At 39.4% G+C, this 20,091-nt stretch carries 17 protein-coding genes and 1 other RNA gene; 15 read left to right on the top strand and 3 right to left on the bottom strand.

Translation table 11 applies throughout. The features are described from left to right. Positions 1-4: 4 nt before the first annotated feature. Together ACFWE9_RS04065 and recU are read right to left on the bottom strand one after the other, a co-directional pair. Positions 5-2,713: a penicillin-binding protein 1A gene (locus tag ACFWE9_RS04065; protein ID WP_230157014.1), complete on the bottom strand. Its 2,709-nt coding sequence runs from the start codon at positions 2,711-2,713 to the stop codon at positions 5-7. Between the two features lie 27 nt (positions 2,714-2,740). After that, a complete protein-coding gene (gene recU, locus ACFWE9_RS04060) occupies positions 2,741-3,352 on the bottom strand; it encodes a Holliday junction resolvase RecU (RefSeq protein WP_230157015.1) in 612 nt (203 codons plus the stop codon). A 145-nt stretch (positions 3,353-3,497) separates the two neighbouring features. Here recU and ACFWE9_RS04055 point away from each other — a divergent pair, with 145 nt between their 5' ends. The 4 genes from ACFWE9_RS04055 (at position 3,498) to ACFWE9_RS04040 (ending at position 6,191) form a co-directional block, all read left to right on the top strand. Beyond that, entirely contained in the window at positions 3,498-4,445 is a 948-nt protein-coding gene (locus tag ACFWE9_RS04055; RefSeq protein WP_377355705.1) for a DUF2515 family protein, read from the top strand. A gap of 359 nt (positions 4,446-4,804) precedes the next feature. After that, positions 4,805-5,077: a hypothetical protein gene (locus ACFWE9_RS04050; protein ID WP_230157017.1), complete on the top strand. Its 273-nt coding sequence runs from the start codon at positions 4,805-4,807 to the stop codon at positions 5,075-5,077. A gap of 69 nt (positions 5,078-5,146) precedes the next feature. Then, positions 5,147-5,515, top strand: coding sequence for a YppE family protein (locus ACFWE9_RS04045; RefSeq protein WP_230157018.1), 369 nt, complete (start codon positions 5,147-5,149; stop codon positions 5,513-5,515). Between the two features lie 79 nt (positions 5,516-5,594). Next, positions 5,595-6,191, top strand: coding sequence for a YppG family protein (locus ACFWE9_RS04040; protein WP_230157096.1), 597 nt, complete (start codon positions 5,595-5,597; stop codon positions 6,189-6,191). Between the two features lie 69 nt (positions 6,192-6,260). On the opposite strand, the gene ACFWE9_RS04035 is transcribed toward ACFWE9_RS04040, so the two are convergent. Then, positions 6,261-6,719, bottom strand: a complete 459-nt coding sequence (locus ACFWE9_RS04035; RefSeq protein WP_230157019.1) for an Hsp20/alpha crystallin family protein — start codon at positions 6,717-6,719, stop codon at positions 6,261-6,263. A gap of 139 nt (positions 6,720-6,858) precedes the next feature. On the opposite strand from ACFWE9_RS04035, the gene ACFWE9_RS04030 reads away from it, so the two are divergent. From ACFWE9_RS04030 to ACFWE9_RS03980, 11 genes are all read left to right on the top strand, one after another. Then, positions 6,859-7,617, top strand: coding sequence for an alpha/beta fold hydrolase (locus tag ACFWE9_RS04030; protein ID WP_230157020.1), 759 nt, complete (start codon positions 6,859-6,861; stop codon positions 7,615-7,617). Between the two features lie 126 nt (positions 7,618-7,743). Further along, positions 7,744-10,023 carry a DEAD/DEAH box helicase gene (locus tag ACFWE9_RS04025; RefSeq protein ID WP_230157021.1) on the top strand — a complete coding sequence of 760 codons (2,280 nt, stop codon included), beginning with the start codon at positions 7,744-7,746 and terminating at the stop codon, positions 10,021-10,023. A 32-nt stretch (positions 10,024-10,055) separates the two neighbouring features. Beyond that, a complete protein-coding gene (locus ACFWE9_RS04020) occupies positions 10,056-11,324 on the top strand; it encodes a ribonuclease H-like domain-containing protein (RefSeq protein WP_230157022.1) in 1,269 nt (422 codons plus the stop codon). 453 nt (positions 11,325-11,777) lie between these two features. Then, positions 11,778-12,287, top strand: coding sequence for a CotD family spore coat protein (locus ACFWE9_RS04015; protein WP_230157023.1), 510 nt, complete (start codon positions 11,778-11,780; stop codon positions 12,285-12,287). Positions 12,288-12,353: 66 nt separating this feature from the next. Then, a complete protein-coding gene (locus ACFWE9_RS04010) occupies positions 12,354-12,902 on the top strand; it encodes an SLOG family protein (protein ID WP_230157024.1) in 549 nt (182 codons plus the stop codon). Positions 12,903-13,102: 200 nt separating this feature from the next. Next, the gene (gene gpsB / locus ACFWE9_RS04005) at positions 13,103-13,414 is read left to right on the top strand and encodes a cell division regulator GpsB (protein ID WP_230157025.1); all 312 of its coding nucleotides are present in this window, start codon (positions 13,103-13,105) and stop codon (positions 13,412-13,414) included. 80 nt (positions 13,415-13,494) lie between these two features. Then, an RNA gene (gene rnpB / locus ACFWE9_RS04000) (RNase P RNA component class B) lies at positions 13,495-13,884 on the top strand. Between the two features lie 650 nt (positions 13,885-14,534). Beyond that, positions 14,535-15,683 carry a THUMP domain-containing class I SAM-dependent RNA methyltransferase gene (locus ACFWE9_RS03995; protein WP_230157026.1) on the top strand — a complete coding sequence of 383 codons (1,149 nt, stop codon included), beginning with the start codon at positions 14,535-14,537 and terminating at the stop codon, positions 15,681-15,683. 193 nt (positions 15,684-15,876) lie between these two features. Continuing rightward, positions 15,877-16,077 carry a cold-shock protein gene (locus ACFWE9_RS03990; RefSeq protein WP_034307871.1) on the top strand — a complete coding sequence of 67 codons (201 nt, stop codon included), beginning with the start codon at positions 15,877-15,879 and terminating at the stop codon, positions 16,075-16,077. A 201-nt stretch (positions 16,078-16,278) separates the two neighbouring features. Then, positions 16,279-18,195 (top strand): ATP-dependent DNA helicase, encoded by a 1,917-nt coding sequence (locus tag ACFWE9_RS03985; RefSeq protein WP_377355700.1) that lies wholly within the window; start codon positions 16,279-16,281, stop codon positions 18,193-18,195. Between the two features lie 126 nt (positions 18,196-18,321). Beyond that, entirely contained in the window at positions 18,322-19,839 is a 1,518-nt protein-coding gene (locus ACFWE9_RS03980) for a carboxypeptidase M32 (protein WP_377355698.1), read from the top strand. The last annotated feature ends 252 nt before the right edge of the window (positions 19,840-20,091 follow it).

Here is a 20,091-nt window from a genome sequence, read left to right as displayed (position 1 = left end):
TTAGTCAATCTTTGTTTTCTTTATCCTTGTCTTTATCTTTTTCTGGATCAGGGGCAGGGTTAGGGTCAGGGTCAGGAGTTTCACCTGGTTTTTCTTCCTCTACCGTTCCAGGGTCAGTGACGGCACCCCCGTCTTCAGCATTCTCATCGCCCTTATTGCCTTTTCCATCGTCAGGGTTGTTTCCATTTCCATTGTTATCAGTGTTTCCATTCCCATTGTTGCCATTGTTATTTTTGTCTTCATCTTTATTGCCTTTTTCGCCTTCAGCAGGAGTCTCTTCGGCCGGATCATCGCCTTCTGCCGGATCTTCAATATTGTCGTCTGTAGCCTCAGGGTCTTCCACTTGAGCAGGGATTTCCACAGATGTACTAGCCGGATCACTTTGTTGGCCATCCACTAAGGCAACCACAGAGAAGGTATATTTACTTCCAGGGTTTGGATTTGGGATCGTTAAACTAGTATCCTTCGATTTTTTTAACACACTCTGACCGCCGCCATCAACGGACATCAGAACTTCGAATTTTGTATCTCCATCACCTTTAGGATATGACCATGATAGATTGATTTCATTACTTTCTTGATTGTAAGAAGCGTTAATGCTAGGTTTGTCGATTTTCTCATATTCTGTAGTCACTTGTGTTGGCTCGTGACCCTTTACATAATATTCATAAGTGATTTTACTGCTTGGTGTGTATTCATTGGCTTTAACAGCCGGATTCGAACCTTTTATGACTCCAACCTTTACAACACTGTCCGGTTGATCAAAGTCTTTCGTTGCTTTTGACTGAGCCATATGTTCCATCAAACTCTTAAAGATCGATTTAGGAATCCGTTGAGATGAATCGCCAAGATACTCCATCTTTTTACCTGCTGCATTATCATAACCAGCCCATATCGCGACTGTATAATTGGTTGTATAACCTGCCATCCAGCTATCTTTTACACCGGAAGATGGGATGTTGTTTGCTGCACGCTGTTCTGGCGTGAAATTGGTTGAACCAGTTTTACCGGCTATAGGCAGACTAGGTATGTTCGCTAATCTTCCTGTTCCATAACTTTCATTCAAGACGCTTTTCAACATGTCGGTCACGATGAAAGCTGTGGAATCTTTCATGACTGGTTTCGATTCCGTCTTGTTTTTGATGGTTGTTTTGTCACGTAAAACAATCTTTTTAACACTATGCGGTTCATTATAGATACCATTGTTTCCGAATGCACTGTAAGCACCGGCAAGTTCTAGTGTAGAAACATCCTTACCGCCGCCCAATGCAGCTGATTCGGTGATTTCCTTTTCAAAAGGAATGCCAAGGTCAACGGCAAAATCACGCGCCCTGTCCAGACCTACCTCTTGAAGCGTTTTTAAAGCTGGAATATTCAATGACCGTGCTAGTGCTTCACGAATGGTAACTGTGCCATAATGGCGCCCTGAAGCATTTTTAAGCGGTGTTCCATTACTATACCTATATTCCTCGTCTTTAATCTGTTGGTAAGTGGACCAATTTAAATATTCTACAGCAGGACCATAATCCAAAATTGGCTTAATGGTCGAACCAGGTGAACGCTTGGCATCCGTGGCATAATTCCAGCCGCGTTTAACCGTAGTGTTCCTGCCGCCGCCGACAGCTTTAATTTCACCAGATTGCGTGTCAAGTAAGGTGACTCCAGCTTGAAGATCTTCACTTGGGTAATTGATGATTTCATCACTGTTCAACATTTTATAGACATATTCTTGGGCATCCTTATCAATAGTCGTTTGGATTTCCAAACCATCGGTAAAGACGTTATAGTCCCCCATATCTCCGACTTCTTCAATTACCAAATCGATGAATGCATCATAAGCAGTCGTATCGATTTGGCTCTTATCGATTTCTTGAAGTCCTTCTGTTATATCGATGCTTTGTGCATCTTTCATTTCCTTTTCGGTGATATATCCATGTTTATTCATTAAATGTAGGACAATGTCACGGCGTTCTTTTGCACGTTCAGGATATTTATAAGGGTCATAACGGCTTGGGCTTTGCGGTAATCCTACAAGCATGGCCGCTTCGTTTAATTTCAATTCGTTTAGATCTTTTCCATAATATGTCCGGGAAGCAGTTAAGACCCCGTTAGCACGGTTTGCGAAGAAAATCTTATTCACATACATTTCGAAAATTTCTTCTTTTGTATATTTTCTTTCTAGCTGTATGGAAAGCCACATTTCCTGCACTTTCCTTTTAATGGTCTTATCAGGTGTTAGATAAGAACGTTTGATAACCTGCTGGGTCAATGTACTTGCACCCTCTGAGCCGAATCCGTTTTTGACGTTGGCTATGACGGCACTGCCCAGACGTAATAAGTCCACCCCGTGATGTTCATAAAAACGGGAATCTTCCGTTGCCAGGAATGCCTCTTCGACAAGATCAGGTATGTCTTCATAATTCACATAATCCCGGTTTTCTGTGCCGACTTCAGCTAGCAATTTACCATTTTCATCGAGTATTTTGGATGTGACGGGATCTTTCAAAAGCTTTTCATCAAGTTTTGGAGCGTCGCTTATAAAGTAAGCCATTGCAGCTCCTCCGGCAACCAAGCCAATTATTCCGATTGTTACGAGTATAAGGAAAATGCGCTTAAGCATATTGGCCGGCTTCTTAGGACCTTTCTTCGGTCCTTTATTTTGTGTCTGCCCCTGCTTTCGGCGCTCTTCTCTAGTATTATATTTTTCAGCCATTACAGCTAACCTGCCTTTCTAAAAAAACTAAAAATTTTCTGAGATGAGCGAATCTACTACTTTAATATAGTCAATTCTCGGTTGAAAGCCAAGAGTAATCTTTCGTGAACTGCTTTCAACCTCTTGAAGAGTTATAGATTTGCGCCCGCCGTCTTTCATTCTCTTCCAATAATAATTCAGTTGTTCAGAACTCATCAAATATATATCATCCATGACGGAAAAGCGGATGATGACAAATGCAAGTCCGTCATGCTGAACGATCTGTTTCATATGTTCAATTTGATGGTCATGAAAATTCTTCAGAGGGAAGGAACTGCTGTTTTTCGTTTCCTTTGCCTCAAAATCAATGTACTTTCCTTTATAAACACCGTTGTAATCAGTGGTCGATGCTTGTTTGAAGTAGGCTTCTTTAATGACTGCGGCACTTCTCTTCGGGTAGTGGACATCGACAATTTGAATAGGTGTCGGTTTTTTATGAATGACGGCAATGCCGTGTGCTAAATAATATTGATTGGTTTCGTTCAAATCGTCTTCCAATGTTTTTCCCCGATTGCTATAACTGACTTTTTTTAGTGGGCCTTCCTTTTCTTCCATAGCCTGCGGTACAAATCTTCGCCCGTTGGGATAATGAAATGCCACTTTTACCCCTCCTTTTTTTCACTTATCTATATTAGCAAAAAAAGAATCCCATATGTGAATAAAAAGAATTGTTTCTTAGAACGATAGGATTTATGTACAACTATATGTCACAATTCATCGCTAAAGAAAGGCGGATGACCCATATATGCGAATGTTCCAAACAGAAAAGCAATTGCTTCTTTCGATAAAAGCCCAAACGGCGAAAGGGAATAGGGATAATATATCAAGAACTAAGGCATATGAACAATTTTTCAAGACGCATCCTGAAATACAATGGTCTTTTTTGGCAGGAATGGTTTCAAGGAATGCAGGTTGGAATATGTGTGACCTTGAAGGTATTTGGTTCTCCCAGTTGCTTAGCCTTAAATACAGGCATCACTTATTCCTAACATATGAAGAAGCCAATTGGAGAATATTCCAAGATGCTTATCCGCAATTACTTCTCTATCATTATTCGACGAAGTATAGACGTCCTTTGTTTCACTTAGGTCATTATTTTTTTATTACTAAATTCATGATGGAGGAATGGAATTCTTTTTGGAAACACGGAAATCGCGAAAAACTAGTCACTGCGCTTATAATAAATGAACAAAATATCATTGAAAAACCGGTCATTAAAAAGCAATCTTTCGTTTTCCATTCTTTATTATTTTTCCTGCAGGACTGGATGCACTTTAGCACTGTATTTTTTCCTACCTGCAATGGAAGACTGTATGGTTCGTCCGTTTCTCATTTTAGAAACATCGATGAAAGGATTAAATTGGGGAAAAGATTGGCTGGTCTTTTATTTTCTAAAGAGTTGTTTCCGCTCTTTTATGAATTTTCCTGCCGGACTGAGCCAACTGGAGCCAGATATGATTATGAACAATATCGAAAAAAGCCTAGGTACCATGAAACCCCTATGCTCCGGAGAGTTTATCCATTGATTCATCATCAAGCAGGAGATACGGTACAATGGGATGAGAATAAAAGGATAAAAAAGGATTGGTTTATTGAACCCCGATGGGAAGAAGACCCGCAAATGACTGATTGGTTTGACCATAAACAAAAACAATTGCACAAAGTCGTACTGATCAAAAATTTACTTTTTTGAAAAGAAAAACAAGGAAGGCCTCGTTTAAGCCTTCCCTGTTAATGATGCACGTATTTAAGTTTTACGTTGAGGGGCGGTTTTCTCCATCAAGTTTTGGGTTCCCCGTTCCTGCCTTCTTAGTGGGCGGCTTTTGTCGTTTTTCGTATCCTTGCTCTTTGCTTTCATTCGACTGCATAAAATCACCTCCTGTCTGTATTTTTGTTTAAAACTCCATTCTTCATTCTGCCATTGTTGTCGAAGGGCATAATAAATTAAGTGAATTGCACTTTCTTTGCCGATTCCCTTCTAGTTTTGTCAGCCTTGAAGGGCTTTCCGATAAAAAAAAGAATAGTACAGGTAAAGAATGGGGAGGGATCAGCATGGTCAATAAAAGTGTCGCAACAGAGGAAATATTGAGGATGATAGCTGAGATCAGTACCAGCCTGGATCGTTTGGAAATTTCATATGGTGAAACTGTTAATACAGTTCGGTGCAAGCTATGGGCAGAGCAATATACATTAGTGAATGATGCCCAGGAAGCCATTGAGAAAGCCGAGGAATATTGGGTGAATACTGAAGGTGAAAACCATTCCTTCTCATTCGTTCCGGAGAAATCAATTAGAACGCACAATGTTTTGACTGCTCAGGTATAAGCCGACTGGATATCCTTTTATAAAAAACTGGATTATAATAAGGGAAACAAATGTACGGAGGAATATATTTTGCAAAAAGAAAAACTACAGCTATTAACGGAACAATTAATACAATATACATCCCAAGCGGATGAAATCTATGAAGGTGTACGCGAGGAAGGAAAAGAAAAGGATTTCTTCTCAGAAGTTAAGCCGTTTGCAGATAAGGTCAGGTCCGTATGCATCGAATGGGAAATTGGAATGAAGGAGTGGATGAAAGTAACGGAGTTTAAGCATCTTTTCCCCGAGCAAATCGAACAAACCGCTCATAACCTTTCTGATGTAGCCGTTCAGGCATTTTTTCCAAAAACCAGTTACAAGCGATTTAAAAGTCATGTCCAATCGGTTGAATATATCCTTAATAATGTAAAAGCGGAAATCGATCGGATTTTATCATAAAAAACACCTACACTTTATTTCCTCTTTTTTCATATATTATCAGAACCATGTAATGAAAAAAGAGGAGGGCTCATTGAATATGATGAGATCCGGTTTTAACCAAGTCTCCCCAAATCAAGGACAGTATCCTCAATCAATGCCGGAATATTGGGGAGGGCACCAGCAGCCAATGCCTCAACAGAATAATCAACTTTATGAACCATTTATGTATCCATATCATCCCCAGAATACAGGGGGCTATATGACGCCATATCATGATCCTTATCAGCAGGCGGCCTATCACCCCTTCCAACCAGTTCCGCAGCAGGCGATGCCTGTGGGAACTTTTCCGGGCAACAGTGTAATGCAGCCAATGCCTCAATATCCGCAAATGCAGCCAATGCAGTCCAATCAGCAACCGCAGCCTCAGCCGCAAGCTTTCAGCCCGTTTGATAACCCGTTACAGCCTGCTAAACGACCACCGCAAAGTCAACAGCAGGCATATAATCCTTATCCAAAGCAACAGTTCATGCAAAAACCGCAGCCATCAGGGATCAAATCGGTCATGAATCAATTCAAAACACAGGATGGATCAATGGATATAACGAAGATGATGAATACAGCTGGACAAATGATGAATACAGTTTCTCAAGTGTCTTCGATGGTCAAAGGAGTAGGGGGCTTCTTCAAAGTATAGATGGTGAATAAAGTAAAAGCAGACTTACAAGTGACCCAGCCACTTTATTAAGTCTGCTTTTAAAATTGCTCAATTGATCTCAATTCGATTTCCTTTAATTTTTGGTAGGTGAAGCGTAAGGATGCCATCGCGATGCCGTGCGGTTACTTTTGCTTCATCAATCGGTTTTGGAAAGGAAATGGTTCGTGTTATGTTACCTACAGAAACTTCCTTTTGAAACATTCCTTGAGTCTTAAGTTGTTTGTGTCGCCTATCACGCTTTGCCGTTATCGTTACAGCTTGAGTCAGCACATCAATTGATATTTGGCTGCGTGCAATTCCGGGCAAGGTAGCTTTAAGGATATATTCTGAATTCGTTTCATGAATATCAACCGGAAAGCTACGTTCTTTAGTCGAACTGAAGAAATCGTCTAGAGATTGCAGCATGCCTTTTGGAGGCCTTTCGGAAAACAGTCGATCCATTTTATTAATAAAATGGGTAAAGGGTTCTATTCGGTCCTGATTATTATTTTTTTCAGAAGAGGTCATCTCGGTGCTCCTTCCTAAAAATTCCTTTGCCTATAGGCTATGTGGGGACTGAAGATTTGTGAATGCACGGATGGGTTTTAGATATGGACATATAGGGAATAACGTTATGGAAAGAATAGTATAGGAAATGAGGGATATTATGACTGAAAATAGCAAGCTTTCCTACATAGATAACGGGAAAGGAACTAAAACGTTGTTGTTTATCCATGGATTTTGCGGAAGTCATGAATATTGGAGTGACATCATCGCTAAAGTTAAAGATGAATATCGTGTCGTTGCCGTTGATTTGCGAGGCCATGGTGCAAGTGAGGCAATAGGGGCATCTTTTTCGATTGAAGATATGGCTGCGGATATCGCATCATTCTTGGAAGATAGGGAAATCGATCAGGTTTATATGTTTGGCCATTCGCTCGGAGGGTACATCACCTTGGCGTTCGCAGAAAGGTTTCCTGGGAAATTGTCTGGTTTTTCACTCGTTCATTCAACTGCTTTGCCGGACGATGAAGCAGGTAAGGAAGGTCGATTAAAATCCGTCGAGAAAATTAAAAATGATGGAATTCCTGCTTTCATTGACGGACTTGTACCAAAGCTTTTTGCTAATTCAGATGATCCCCACATTGAACATACAAAGGAAATCGGTTATAAAACAAGTGAAAGTGGTGCAATCGGATCTTTGAATGCCATGAGGAACAGGACTGATAGAAATCATGTACTCAGAGATACGAAGCTTCCGGTTTTATTGGTTGCAGGTGAACAAGATAAGGTAATACCAGCTGAAAAAACCTTTTCTGTTAAAGGAAGTCATATTAAAGAAGTAATCCTTGAAGGAAGCGGCCATATGGGAATGCTGGAAGCTCCAAGCAGACTAGCCGAAGAAATCATTCGCTTTGTCAAATGAATGAACTAAAAAAGACTGAGCAGGAAACGATGTGTCGCCGTTTCCTGCTTTTTTTTTGGGAAAGGAAATAGTTTCCCTTTTGCATAGAACGTTCATTCGGTAGAATAGGAAGTATGAGGTGGTTATATGAAACTGCGAAAAAATTTACAAGAGGTCATCAATGATTTAAAAACCAATGAGGATTTTAATGATAATATCGTACATTGGCAGGTAATTGAAGCAAAAGAGGCAAAACACGTTCCATTTCCCGATCGAATGAATGATAAGATCAAGCAGGCCCTCGAAAAACGAGGGATAACTGGGTTGTATACCCATCAGGCAACTGCATTTGATGCAGCTGTGAGTGGCAATAGCCTTGTAGCAGTCACTCCAACGGCCTCTGGTAAAACATTATGCTATAATTTGCCGGTCCTTCAAAAAATACTTGAAGATGAAAAAACAAGAGCGCTATATATTTTTCCGACAAAAGCGCTGAGTTATGATCAAAAAAGCGAATTGAACGAAATGATTCATGAAATGGATGCAGCGATAAATAGTTATACATATGATGGGGACACACCTTCCAACATCCGGCAAAAAATTCGCCAAGCTGGGCATATCGTGATCACCAATCCAGATATGCTTCATTCCGGAATCTTGCCGCATCACACAAAATGGGTCTCTTTATTTGAAAACTTGAAGTATGTGATCATCGATGAACTCCATATTTACCGCGGTGTTTTCGGAAGTCATACGGCAAACGTCATAAGAAGGTTAAAGAGGATCTGCAAGTTTTATGGAAGCGACCCTGTGTTCGTCTGTACTTCTGCTACGATCAATAACCCAAAAGAGCTGGCTATGGAGCTAACGGAAAAAGAAATGGTCCTTGTCGATAATAACGGGGCACCGAGTGGAAAAAAACATTTTGTGTTTTACAATCCGCCAATTGTCAACAAACCGTTAAACATTCGAAGGAGTGCCGTTTTGGAGGTCAGGAAGCTTGCAAATCAATTTTTGAAAAATAAAATTCAAACGATCGTTTTTGCTCGAAGCAGGGTTCGTGTAGAAATTCTATTGACCTATTTACAGGAACTTGTGTCAAAGCAATTGGGGCCGAAATCGATCAGAGGTTATCGTGGAGGCTATTTGCCAACACAGCGTAGAGAAATTGAGCAGGGCCTAAGGGATGGCTCCATTTATGGTGTTATATCTACGAATGCGCTTGAGTTAGGGGTCGATATTGGCCAGCTCCAGGTTTGCATCATGACAGGTTATCCTGGATCGATATCGAGTGCCTGGCAACAGGCCGGCCGCGCAGGTAGAAGGCATGGAGAAGCCCTTATCATCATGGTCGGCAGTTCTAGTGCCCTTGATCAGTATATCGTACAGCACCCTGATTATTTCTTTACCAGGAATCCAGAAACGGCAAGAATCAATCCTGATAATCTTTTGATCATGGTTGATCATGTAAAATGTGCCGCATATGAGCTGCCGTTTAAAAAAGGCGATACCTTCGGAAAAACAGAGATTATGGACGTTCTGGAATTTCTTACGGAAGAAAGGGTTTTGCACCAAAATGGGGACAAATGGCATTGGATGAACGATGCATTTCCCGCAAGCAATATCAGTCTTCGTTCTGCGGCACAGGAAAATGTCGTGATCATTGACCAAACCAATGCCCCGAATAATCGGGTAATTGGAGAGATGGATACGTTCAGTGCAATGACCCTTCTACACGATGAAGCCATTTATTTGCATCAGGGAATACAATTTCAAGTGGAAGAACTGGATTGGGAAGAAAAGAAAGCATTCGTACGTGAGGTCAATGTGGACTATTATACGGATGCAAACCTAGCTGTTCAGTTGTCTGTATTGGAAGTGGATAAACAGCGCACTTTCGCTTCCACAACAGCTGCTTTTGGCGATGTCGCCATCCGGGCGATGCCTACGATATTCAAAAAAATCAAATTTGAAACGCATGAAAATATTGGATCAGGGCCAATCAGTCTGCCAGAAGTGGAACTACATACGAGTTCGGCCATGCTTTCCATGGAGCCTGATATATTTGAATGGGACGAAAATCGGATCGAGCAAGGAATGATTGGTGCTTCCCATGCGCTTAATTACATGATTCCGCTATATGTCATGTGCGATCCACATGATATCCATGTTTATCCTCAGGTTAAGGCCGCGCATAATGAAAAACCAACCATTTTTATCTATGATAGTTATCCAGGAGGCATTGGGTTAAGTGATAAAGTATATGAAAACTCTGAGATCATTCTACTTGAAACCATATCAATGATCGAAAATTGTTCTTGTGATAACGGCTGTCCTTCCTGTATAGGAACGGAATCCGCTACGAAAACGGCCAAGAGTGACGCAAAACAGTTATTGGGTCAATTTTGTCAGGAAAAACGATCATAGGGAGCGGGAATTAGGGAAGAGAGGTGTAGTTTATGTCATTAAAAAATAAATTGAACCGTATGAAAACGCATATGAACCTAGAGAAAGTGGATCATCCTTCTCCGGTGGAGGAAAATATCGGGATTGTGAATGAAGATATTCCTTTTCTTGAAAAATGGCTGGAGAACGATACCGTACCCTATCATTTCGATGATGACTATTGTTTCATTAGGGAGGTCCGCTATCCTTTAAATCATAAACATGGATTATATGCCTTTTCTGAATTGAAAAAAATCGTAAACGAATGGAATCAAACTTCATTGGAGCATCCCCTTTCCGCTAGAGGTGTGAATAGTGAGGACCTTTTTTTCTTCGATACGGAAACAACAGGGCTTGGCGGTGGTGCAGGTAATACCATTTTTTTACTTGGTTATGCCTATTTAGAAGGCGAAGAAGTGGTCGTGAAACAACATATCCTGCCCCAGCCCGGCAGTGAAATACCGCTTTACCAAAGCTTTCTGGAAAAAATTAATTACGAAACGCTTGTCACATATAATGGTAAGTCTTTTGATTGGCCTCAGCTAAAAACAAGACATACCTTGATAAAAGAACATGTTCCAAAACTCCCGGAATTCGGACATTTCGATTTGTATCATGCTTCAAGAAGGCTTTGGAGAAACAAATTGGAACGTGTGAAATTATCTGTAGTCGAAACAGACATTCTCGAAGTACATAGAGAGGATGATATTCCTGGATATTTGGCACCGATGATTTATTTTGATTTTGTTGAGAGAAAGAACCCGGAAATTTTGTTTGGAATCATGAAACATAATGAATTGGATATTTTATCACTGATCTCTTTGTATATTCATTTGTCCCGGAAAATTCTCCAAATCGATGGTTATACGGAAGATTCCATGGAAATTGCACGGTGGCTTGCATATCTAGGGAAAAAAGAGGAATCGGTTGAGACATATGAAAAAATATTGACAGCAGGAAATGAGGAAGATCGAATCATTGCTGGCCATGCTTTAGCCTTTCAGAAAAAGAAGGAAAAACAATTCAATGAAGCGCTGGAAATTTGGAAGGAAGTTGCCGTAAAAGGGAATGTACAATTACGGATACAGGCACAGATTGAATGTGCAAAATTATATGAACATCAATTTAAGGACGTCGCCTTTGCTCTAAAATGTTCTTTAATCGCGCATCAAGAGATGATAAGGGAAGAAAGTGGCCTGATTCCGGGGAAAAAACAATTGGAATTGGAAAAGAGGATCCGACGGCTTGAAAAGAAAGAGTTATCTAAGGATATTTTTGTATAAGATAAGGGATTTCGAATGGTCTTTTAGTGCGAAAGGCAAAAAAAAAAAATGTAGATACAAATATTGTAGCCTTCAACTATTATGTGTAAAATGGAAAGAGTTGAGGGTGAAATTTTCAAGCATTCATTTCATTCCTTTCCAGTATAAATTTAAGGTGAAAGCGGAGCGGAGAAATGTATAAAACGACTTTATTTCTATTTTTTGTAGTACTTTGTTTAACGATTGTTTTATTTACATCATTAAAAGACAGTTTATATTCCTTTTTATAGAAAATTACCCTCAGTGCATTTGAAGGGTTTACCAAATATAATTTAGTGTACTTATTGACTGACATAAATGGTTTTATACTTATTCTGTATAAATAGGTCATTTCATCAGTACACGTCTCCCGTTTTTTTCATAGTCTGTAATTGTAAGACTAAACTTATCATGATGAAAGGGGACGTATTATATATGTATTTTCGTAATTGTGGAGGAAATAACCCCAATGTAATGGGAGCATCCAACAATGTAATGGGAGCATACGGTAATGCACCAGGAGTAATGGGAGCATCAACCGGTAAACACCACAATAATGTAATGGGAGCGTCAACCGGTAAACACCACAATAATGTAATGGGAGCGTATACTGGTCAAATGCCAACGGCTGTGTCTCCAGCGCAATATGGTCAAATGCCAACGGCTGTGTCTCCAGCGCAATATGGTCCAACACAAACATCTCCATCTCAAGTTGCCCCAGCGCAAGTTTCTCCAACACAGCAATTTGTCAATACGAATGTATCGAACACAGTGATTCCTGTCGTTCATCCATCACATACTACAAATGTGAATAAACAAGTGAACACATTTAAGCATTTCTTCCCGCATACTCAATCCGTGGTGAATGAGTGCTATAATCAACACTTGATTTGTGGAAGGCCGCCGCAAAACCCATGCTGTCCGCCTAGACATTTCGGATATTAAAAAATAAGGGCTTATCAAGCCCTTATTTTCTTACATAATTATGTTAAAAGGGAGATTGGCCAAGTAATGAAGGTTTTGTATATGACGGGCTACAAGGCTTTTGAATTCGGGATATTCAAAAATGACCATGAAGCTGTAAAATATATTAAGAAAGCGATGAAGCAACGTCTTTTACCATTGGTGGAAGATGAACTGGAATGGGTGATTATATCAGGCCAATTGGGTACGGAATTATGGGGTGCCGAAGTGGTGTTTGAATTGAAGGAAGAATATAATCAGCTTAAATTAGGGGTGCTTACTCCATTTCTGAATCAGGAAGAGTCATGGAACGAGACGAACCAAGATTATTACCGGTCCATATTGGCTCGTGCCGATTTTGTAGAGTCCATTTTCAATAAGCCATACGAAGGGCCACAACAACTAAAAACCAAAAATAAATATATGGTCCATAAAAGTGATGCCATGCTCATCATTTTTGAAGCCGAAAAAGAAGGATCAGCCAAATATCCATATTACGAAGCGATGAAAAAAGCGGAAACACAACCATATCCCATCTTTCAGATTAACTTTGATGACCTGCAAATGGCTGCTGAAGAAAGCAGCTGGTCCGAATGACAGATAGAAAATAATTATCGATTAAAAGTTGTTTCCAAAGCATATTCATATTATGATGAAATTTAGATAGAGATTCATGGGAGTACATAGCGGCACTGAAACAATAAGCATAAAAAAAGTGTTTCGTTGACAAACCCAAGTAGATTTGAAAAAATAATAAAAAGTCGATTGTATTGGCGAAAGTATTGAGGTGAAGTCTTATGCTATCCGATAAGATAAAATTAACGGCTAAAGATATTCTTGAAAAAGATTTTAAAACAGCCATGCGAGGTTATAAACCAGAAGATGTGGATCAATTCCTGGATCTTATCATGAAAGATTATGAAGTGTTTCATCAGGAGATTGAAGATCTTAAACAAGAAAATCTTAAATTGAAAAAACAGGCCGAAGAGAGTACAAAGCGTCCAAGTCAACCTGCTCCCGGTGCCACTCCGGGAACCACTAACTTTGACATCCTTAAACGATTATCCAACTTGGAGAAGCACGTTTTTGGAAACAAGCTGTTTGACTAAGGTGTTGCTTTTAAAAAGGGAAAATGATTTTGGTATTGTGTTTTCATGAAGAATGAAGTATAATTAATAATGTTATGTTAACGTTTGGGTAATTGCTGCTGCATTTTTTGCAGTAGAGGAAAGTCCATGCTCGCACGGACTGAGATGTCCGTAGTGTTCGTGCCTGGCGAAAAAATAAGCTTGGGCAGCAGTCTTTGATTGCTGACGGCTGGGAAAATGCCTAAGTCCTTTTGGATATGGCATGAATACCTATAAAAGTGCCACAGTGACGTAGCCTTTACAGAAATGTAAGGGGTGGAACGAGGTAAACCCCACGAGCGAGAAACCCAAATTAATGGTAGGGGCGCTTTCTTCCTTGGAAATGAACGAGGAGAAGGACAGAAGCTATGCTTCTGTAGATAGATGATTACCACCGAAGTACGAGACGCGAGTCGCTTGCAGTACTGAGGAACAAAACATGGCTTACAAAACGTTATCATATTCTACCAAAAGCACAACTCTCCTTTTAAAAGGAGAGTTTTTGTTTGTGAAAAAATGAAAAAAGTGGGGCATTCCAAATCAATTATCGTTTTCTAAAACCCTGCTGTGTTACACTAAGGACTTGATGAGATTTAAATCCCATTCGGATGATTTCTAATTCAAAGTGTAAGGGCAGAATTTTCATGTCAACCATTACAATTTAAAAAAAACGTGAGAATGTTAAGCAATTCCTTCATTCTGGGTATCCTATAAATGTTGGAGGGATTGAAGGTTTGGATATGAAAGCATGACCTCAAATGTTACAGTTAATGAATGGGAAGCGTGTTTTAAAGGTATACATAATGAGCTGTGAATAATTGTTTTGGATATTTCATTCCTAAACCTTCGCAGCGTTTGGATACATAGAAAAATGAGTAAAGTTTATTTAGACTGTTGGATGACCCGGTTTTAAAAAAATGCTATCATTACAGGCCTAAGACATTTAGACAGGAATCAATGAAGAATTCTAAGCAAAAGTAAATGGAAGGTAGACTTTTTAAAAGAAGGGGTTTACTTGTCAAAAATCGATACCTATTTCTAAGATGTGTGAATTAGAGAAGGTGCAATTGATTTGGATTAATGGGAAGAAGGTGCAAGACTAATGAAACAATTCGATATTATCGCAACATCCGCAATGGGATTGGAATCGATCGTTGCGAAGGAAGTTAGGGATCTTGGTTACGATTGTGAAGTTGAAAATGGTAAAATCATGTATAAAGGGGACCAATCTGCCATTGCTCGCTCTAATTTATGGCTGCGGAGTGCAGATAGGGTGAAAATTAAAGTAGGTGAATTTAAAGCATATTCTTTTGATGAGCTGTTTGAAAAGACTAAGGCCTTAAATTGGGAAGATTACTTATCGGCTGATGTCGAGTTCCCTGTAAGTGGTAAGTCGGTTAAGTCACAGCTTTACAGTGTCCCTGACTGTCAGGCTATCGTGAAAAAGGCAATTGTTGATAGATTGAAAAGCAAATATAAACAAGTATCTTGGTTTGCTGAGACGGGTCCGTTGTTTAAAATTGAAGTATCCATCTTAAAAGATGTAGTGACACTTACGATGGACACTTCAGGTGCAGGTTTACATAAACGAGGATATCGTACAGGGCAGGGAGAAGCGCCACTAAAAGAGACATTGGCGGCGGCTTTGATTATGCTGACCAATTGGAAACCTGATAAACCTTTCATAGATCCATTTTGTGGGTCTGGAACGATCCCTATCGAAGCTGCCTTAATCGGGCAGAACATTGCACCTGGCTTTAACAGGGAATTTGTTTCCGAAACGTGGTCATGGATGGACAGTAAGGTTTGGGATGAAGCGAGGATTGAAGCTGAAGATTTAGCTGATTATGATCAGTATTTGGACATAACCGGTTGTGACATTGACCATCGAATGGTTGATATATCCAAAGCAAATGGTATTGAAGCAGGTCTCGGTGATCTGATTGAATTCAAACAAATGCAGGTGAGGGATATCTCGACTAGGAAAGAATATGGCGTCATTGTCGGCAATCCGCCTTATGGAGAACGTCTTGGGGAGCAAAAAGCGGTAGAACAGATGTATAGAGAAATGGGCCAAGCCTTTAAGAAGCTTGATACTTGGTCTGTATACATGATTACCTCCAACCCTGACTTTGAACAGCATTACGGTAAGCCCGCAACGAAAAAAAGGAAGCTGTTCAATGGTTTCATCCGTGCTGACCTTTATCAGTATTGGGGAAAAAGGCCGCCGAGACAGCCCAGAGGTGAATGAGTAGGTAGAATATAACGGAAAATTATGAATAGTCAGGACATTTTATTCATAATAGGTTCCAGTCTTGCTTATCATTTCCTTTTCTGTTATTCTAATAATGAATTATTTTTGTTCAGATTTAAGGAATACCTTAATATTCAATGAGCAAGGATAGTAATATAATGTGTGGCGAACACACTAGGAGGCAACAAAAATGGAACAAGGTAAAGTAAAATGGTTTAACGCAGAAAAAGGTTTTGGATTCATCGAACGTGAAGGCGGAGATGACGTATTCGTACATTTCTCAGCAATCCAAGGCGAAGGTTTCAAAACACTTGAAGAAGGCCAAGATGTTACATTTGATGTAGAACAAGGTCAACGTGGACCACAAGCATCAAACGTAAACAAAGCTTAATTCAACCCTATATTATTTACAGACAGGCTCTCTTGTGGAGCCTGTCTTTTATTTTACGGATTTGAACAAGCAACATACATAGAATATCTGGTAGAATGGAAAATACCTTGACTATTAAAGTGAAATAAAGGATAATATACTTTTGCCTAGATATATTTTGATACGGATTCGATATACTGATGATAGATAAAAGGGGAGACCATGATGCTTAAAACACTGCCTTTTTCGGTAACAAAGGAAGATTCTTTTTATGATAAGCTTTCAGAATGGATCGGAGATGTCTTTTACGATATTCTTCCCGAAAAAGGATTTGAACTGCGTGACGAACAAATCTTTATGGCTTTTCAGTTAGAAAAAGCCTTTAAAGAAAAGAATGTAAGCTTTGCTGAAGCTGGTGTAGGGACCGGTAAGACGTTGGTTTATTTACTATATGCGATTTGTTATGCGAGATATACGAATAAACCGGCCATTATTTCGTGTGCAGATGAAACGCTGATTGAACAGCTTGTAAAAGAAGAAGGCGACATTCAAAAAATTAAGAATGCATTAGGTATTGAAGTGGATGTTCGTCTTGCCAAATATCACGATCAATATGTATGTCTTAAGAAGCTGGAACACGCAGTGAATCATGAAGATTCTGAGGGAATAGATCAGCTCTATGATGAACTTCCGAAGTTCGTTCATGATAATTCATCGATGAATGCCTATACTGCATATGGTGACCGTAAACAGTATCCATATTTGAATGATGAAGACTGGTCTAAAGTGGGCTGGGATCAGCTTCAAAACTGCTTTACTTGTGATAAACGACATCGTTGTGGACAAACCCTATCACGGGACCACTATCGGAAATCAAGCGATTTGATCATTTGTTCACATGACTTCTTCATGGAGCATATATGGACTAAAGAAAAACGTAAGCGTGAAGGGCAATTACCGTTATTGCCTGAACATAGCTGCGTTGTCTTTGATGAAGGTCATCTATTGGAATTTGCTGCTCAAAAAGCGTTAACCTATAAAGTGGGTGAACAAACTCTTGCTTCTGTTTTAGAGTTGCTTACAGCCAATCAGGTTCGTGAAGAAACGTTATATATCATTGAAGACCTAATTGATATTAATGAAGAGTTTTTTGATTTATTGGACGAAAAAGCCATACATGTCAGCGGATCTAATCGCTATGAAATCCCGATGTCCAAACAAATAACAAGCTTTGCACAAAAGCTTCATAAAAAGGTTGAAGAGTTAGAGGAGAACCTTGTTTTCGAAGCGGAAATGTACACGATCAATGACTACGATTTAAAGGTGACGGAAGAATATTTAGAACAGCTCGGGTACTCTCTTTCACTATTTGTGAAGGATGAACAGGCCGTTTCCTGGTTTGAAGAAAATGAAATGACCAAAACATTGGTCATTATGCCAAGGCTTGTACAAGACATTTTGTCTGAACAGGTATTCTCTAAAAAAATCCCTTACATTTTTTCATCGGCAACATTATCGGATAATAAATCTTTCCAGTACATTGCGGATAGCTTAGGGATAGAAAAGTATGACAGCTTCTCTGTTGAATCACCATTTGACTATGATGAAGTCATGAAAATGAACATGCCGGTCTTTGAAAATGGAGACCAATTGGCAAAACTTCAATATACAATGAAGACAATTGAGGAAAATGAAGGTCGAACGCTTGTGTTATTCCAATCAAAAGAGGAATTGCATTGGTTCAAAGAAAACTGCCCAATATCATCCTATCCCTTTTATTTTGAAGGAGAAGCGGAAATCAGCGAGCTTGTTAAGAAGTTTCAAGAAGATGAGCAATCTGTACTTTTCTCCTATCATTTATGGGAAGGGCTTGATGTCCCAGGACCTTCATTACAAAATGTAGTGATACACTCCCTTCCATTCCCACCACGTGATCCGGTGTTCGAGGCGAAACGTAACTCGGTTACCAATGCATTTGAAGAAGTGGATCTTCCATACATGCTCCTTCGTTTGCGTCAGGGAATAGGGCGTTTGATAAGAACAAGCAATGATTCGGGAACCGTACAGATTTTGATAGAAAAGGATCTTTCGGAACAGGTCAAAGAGAAGATTGTTACCATTCTCCCTGTAACGCTTTAATACATTTAATTTGTGAGCCAAGGGAAATCTTCCCTTGGCTCTTATTTAATTTATTATATGGGGTAGTTCTGAAGTGAAAGATTTTTGTATAATATGGTAAAGTGAAGTTTGGAAGGAGCAGTGAATATGAATAAAAAGGGTACAGATTTGATAGAAAAAGAATTTAAAGAATATGTCAAGAAAATCTCTGCTTATAATGAAGCTCTCGCTTTAATTTTTTGGGATTTGCGTACAGGTTCACCGAAAAAGGGCGTTGAACAACGTTCAGAAGTAATCGGGGTGCTTTCCTCTGAAGTATTTAATATGATCACAAGTAAGGAAATGGAATCTTTCATTACAGAACTTACAATGAAGGAAGCTTCTCTTAGTGAAACGACGAATATGATGGTTCAAGAGTGTAAAAAAGAATTCGAAAGGAATAAGAAAATCCCTGCTGACGAATTTAAAGAATTCGTCATTTTACAATCCCGCTCTGAAAGTGCATGGGAAGAGGCAAGGGAAAAAGCGGATTTTTCATTATTTCAACCGTATCTAGAGCAGGTTGTTGCTTATACCCGTAAGTTCGTAGAGTATTGGGGGTACGAAGGTCAGAAATATAATACCCTTCTAGATATGTATGAACCAGGCATGACGGTAGAGATACTCGATAAGGTATTCAGTGAACTGAGGGCGAGTATAGTTCCTCTGGTAAAACAAATTGCTAATAGCGAACACAAACCTGAAACAGCGTTCCTTTATAATAAATTCCCAAAAGAAAAACAACATCAACTCAATCTTGAGGTTTTAAATCAACTAGGATACGATTTCAAGGCTGGCAGGCTGGATGAAACAGTTCACCCATTTGCAACTGGAATAAATAGGGGCGATGTCCGTGTCACGACCCGTTATGATGAAAATGATTTTAGAGGGGCAATCTTTGGTACGATTCATGAATGCGGACATGCCATTTATGAGCAGAATATCGCTGAGGAATTAACCGGAACACTAATAGATGATGGGACATCGATGGGAATCCATGAATCACAATCATTGTTTTTTGAAAATTTCATCGGTCGGAACTATAGCTTCTGGAAAAATAAATTCAACCTTTTAAAAGAATATGCTCCCGAACAATTCAATGATGTGACTTTGGATGAGTTTTACCGGGGCATTAACGAATCAAAACCATCGTTCATCCGTATAGAAGCAGATGAACTTACTTATCCTTTACATATTATGATTCGGTATGAACTGGAAAAGGCCCTCTTTAATGGAGAACTTGAAGTGAAGGATTTACCGGAAGTCTGGAATGCAAAATATAAGGAGTATTTGGGGATAGTACCAGAAAATGACGCTTTGGGTGTATTACAAGATGTACACTGGGCAGATGGCAGCTTTGGTTATTTCCCTTCTTACGCATTGGGATATATGTATGCAGCCCAAATCAAGCAGTCGATGCTTAAAGATTTGCCTGATTTTGATGGACTGCTGGAATCCGGTGATATTGCTCCAATCAGGAAATGGCTAAATGAAAAGATCCATAAATACGGAAAAACAAAAAAGCCTTTAGAGATTTTGAAAGAAACAACAGGGGAAGGCTTGAATGTTCAATACTTAATCGCATATCTTGAAAATAAATATAAGGAAGTTTATAAAATCAAATAAATCAAAGAAGGAAGCCTCGGCAAAATTGTCGGGGCTCCTTCTGCTTTAGAAAGCTAAACATTTTTTGTCCTTTAGGATCCTAAGAGCATAGTTTTTCATCATTGTTTTTTCGACTCTCTTTAGATAATTCTCCTACTAGTGATAGTGAAATTCGTTTCTTTAAACTGGTGAAATATCTCAATTTCCGATTGGTAAATTTCATAATTTTCAAAAAAAACGAATGATTATTTCGTTTTCAAAGTGAAAGTTCGG

It is taken from the genome of Peribacillus sp. NPDC060253 (assembly GCF_042727425.1).
Lineage (GTDB): Bacteria > Bacillota > Bacilli > Bacillales > DSM-1321 > Peribacillus.
This window is presented reverse-complemented; position numbering and strand designations above follow the sequence as displayed.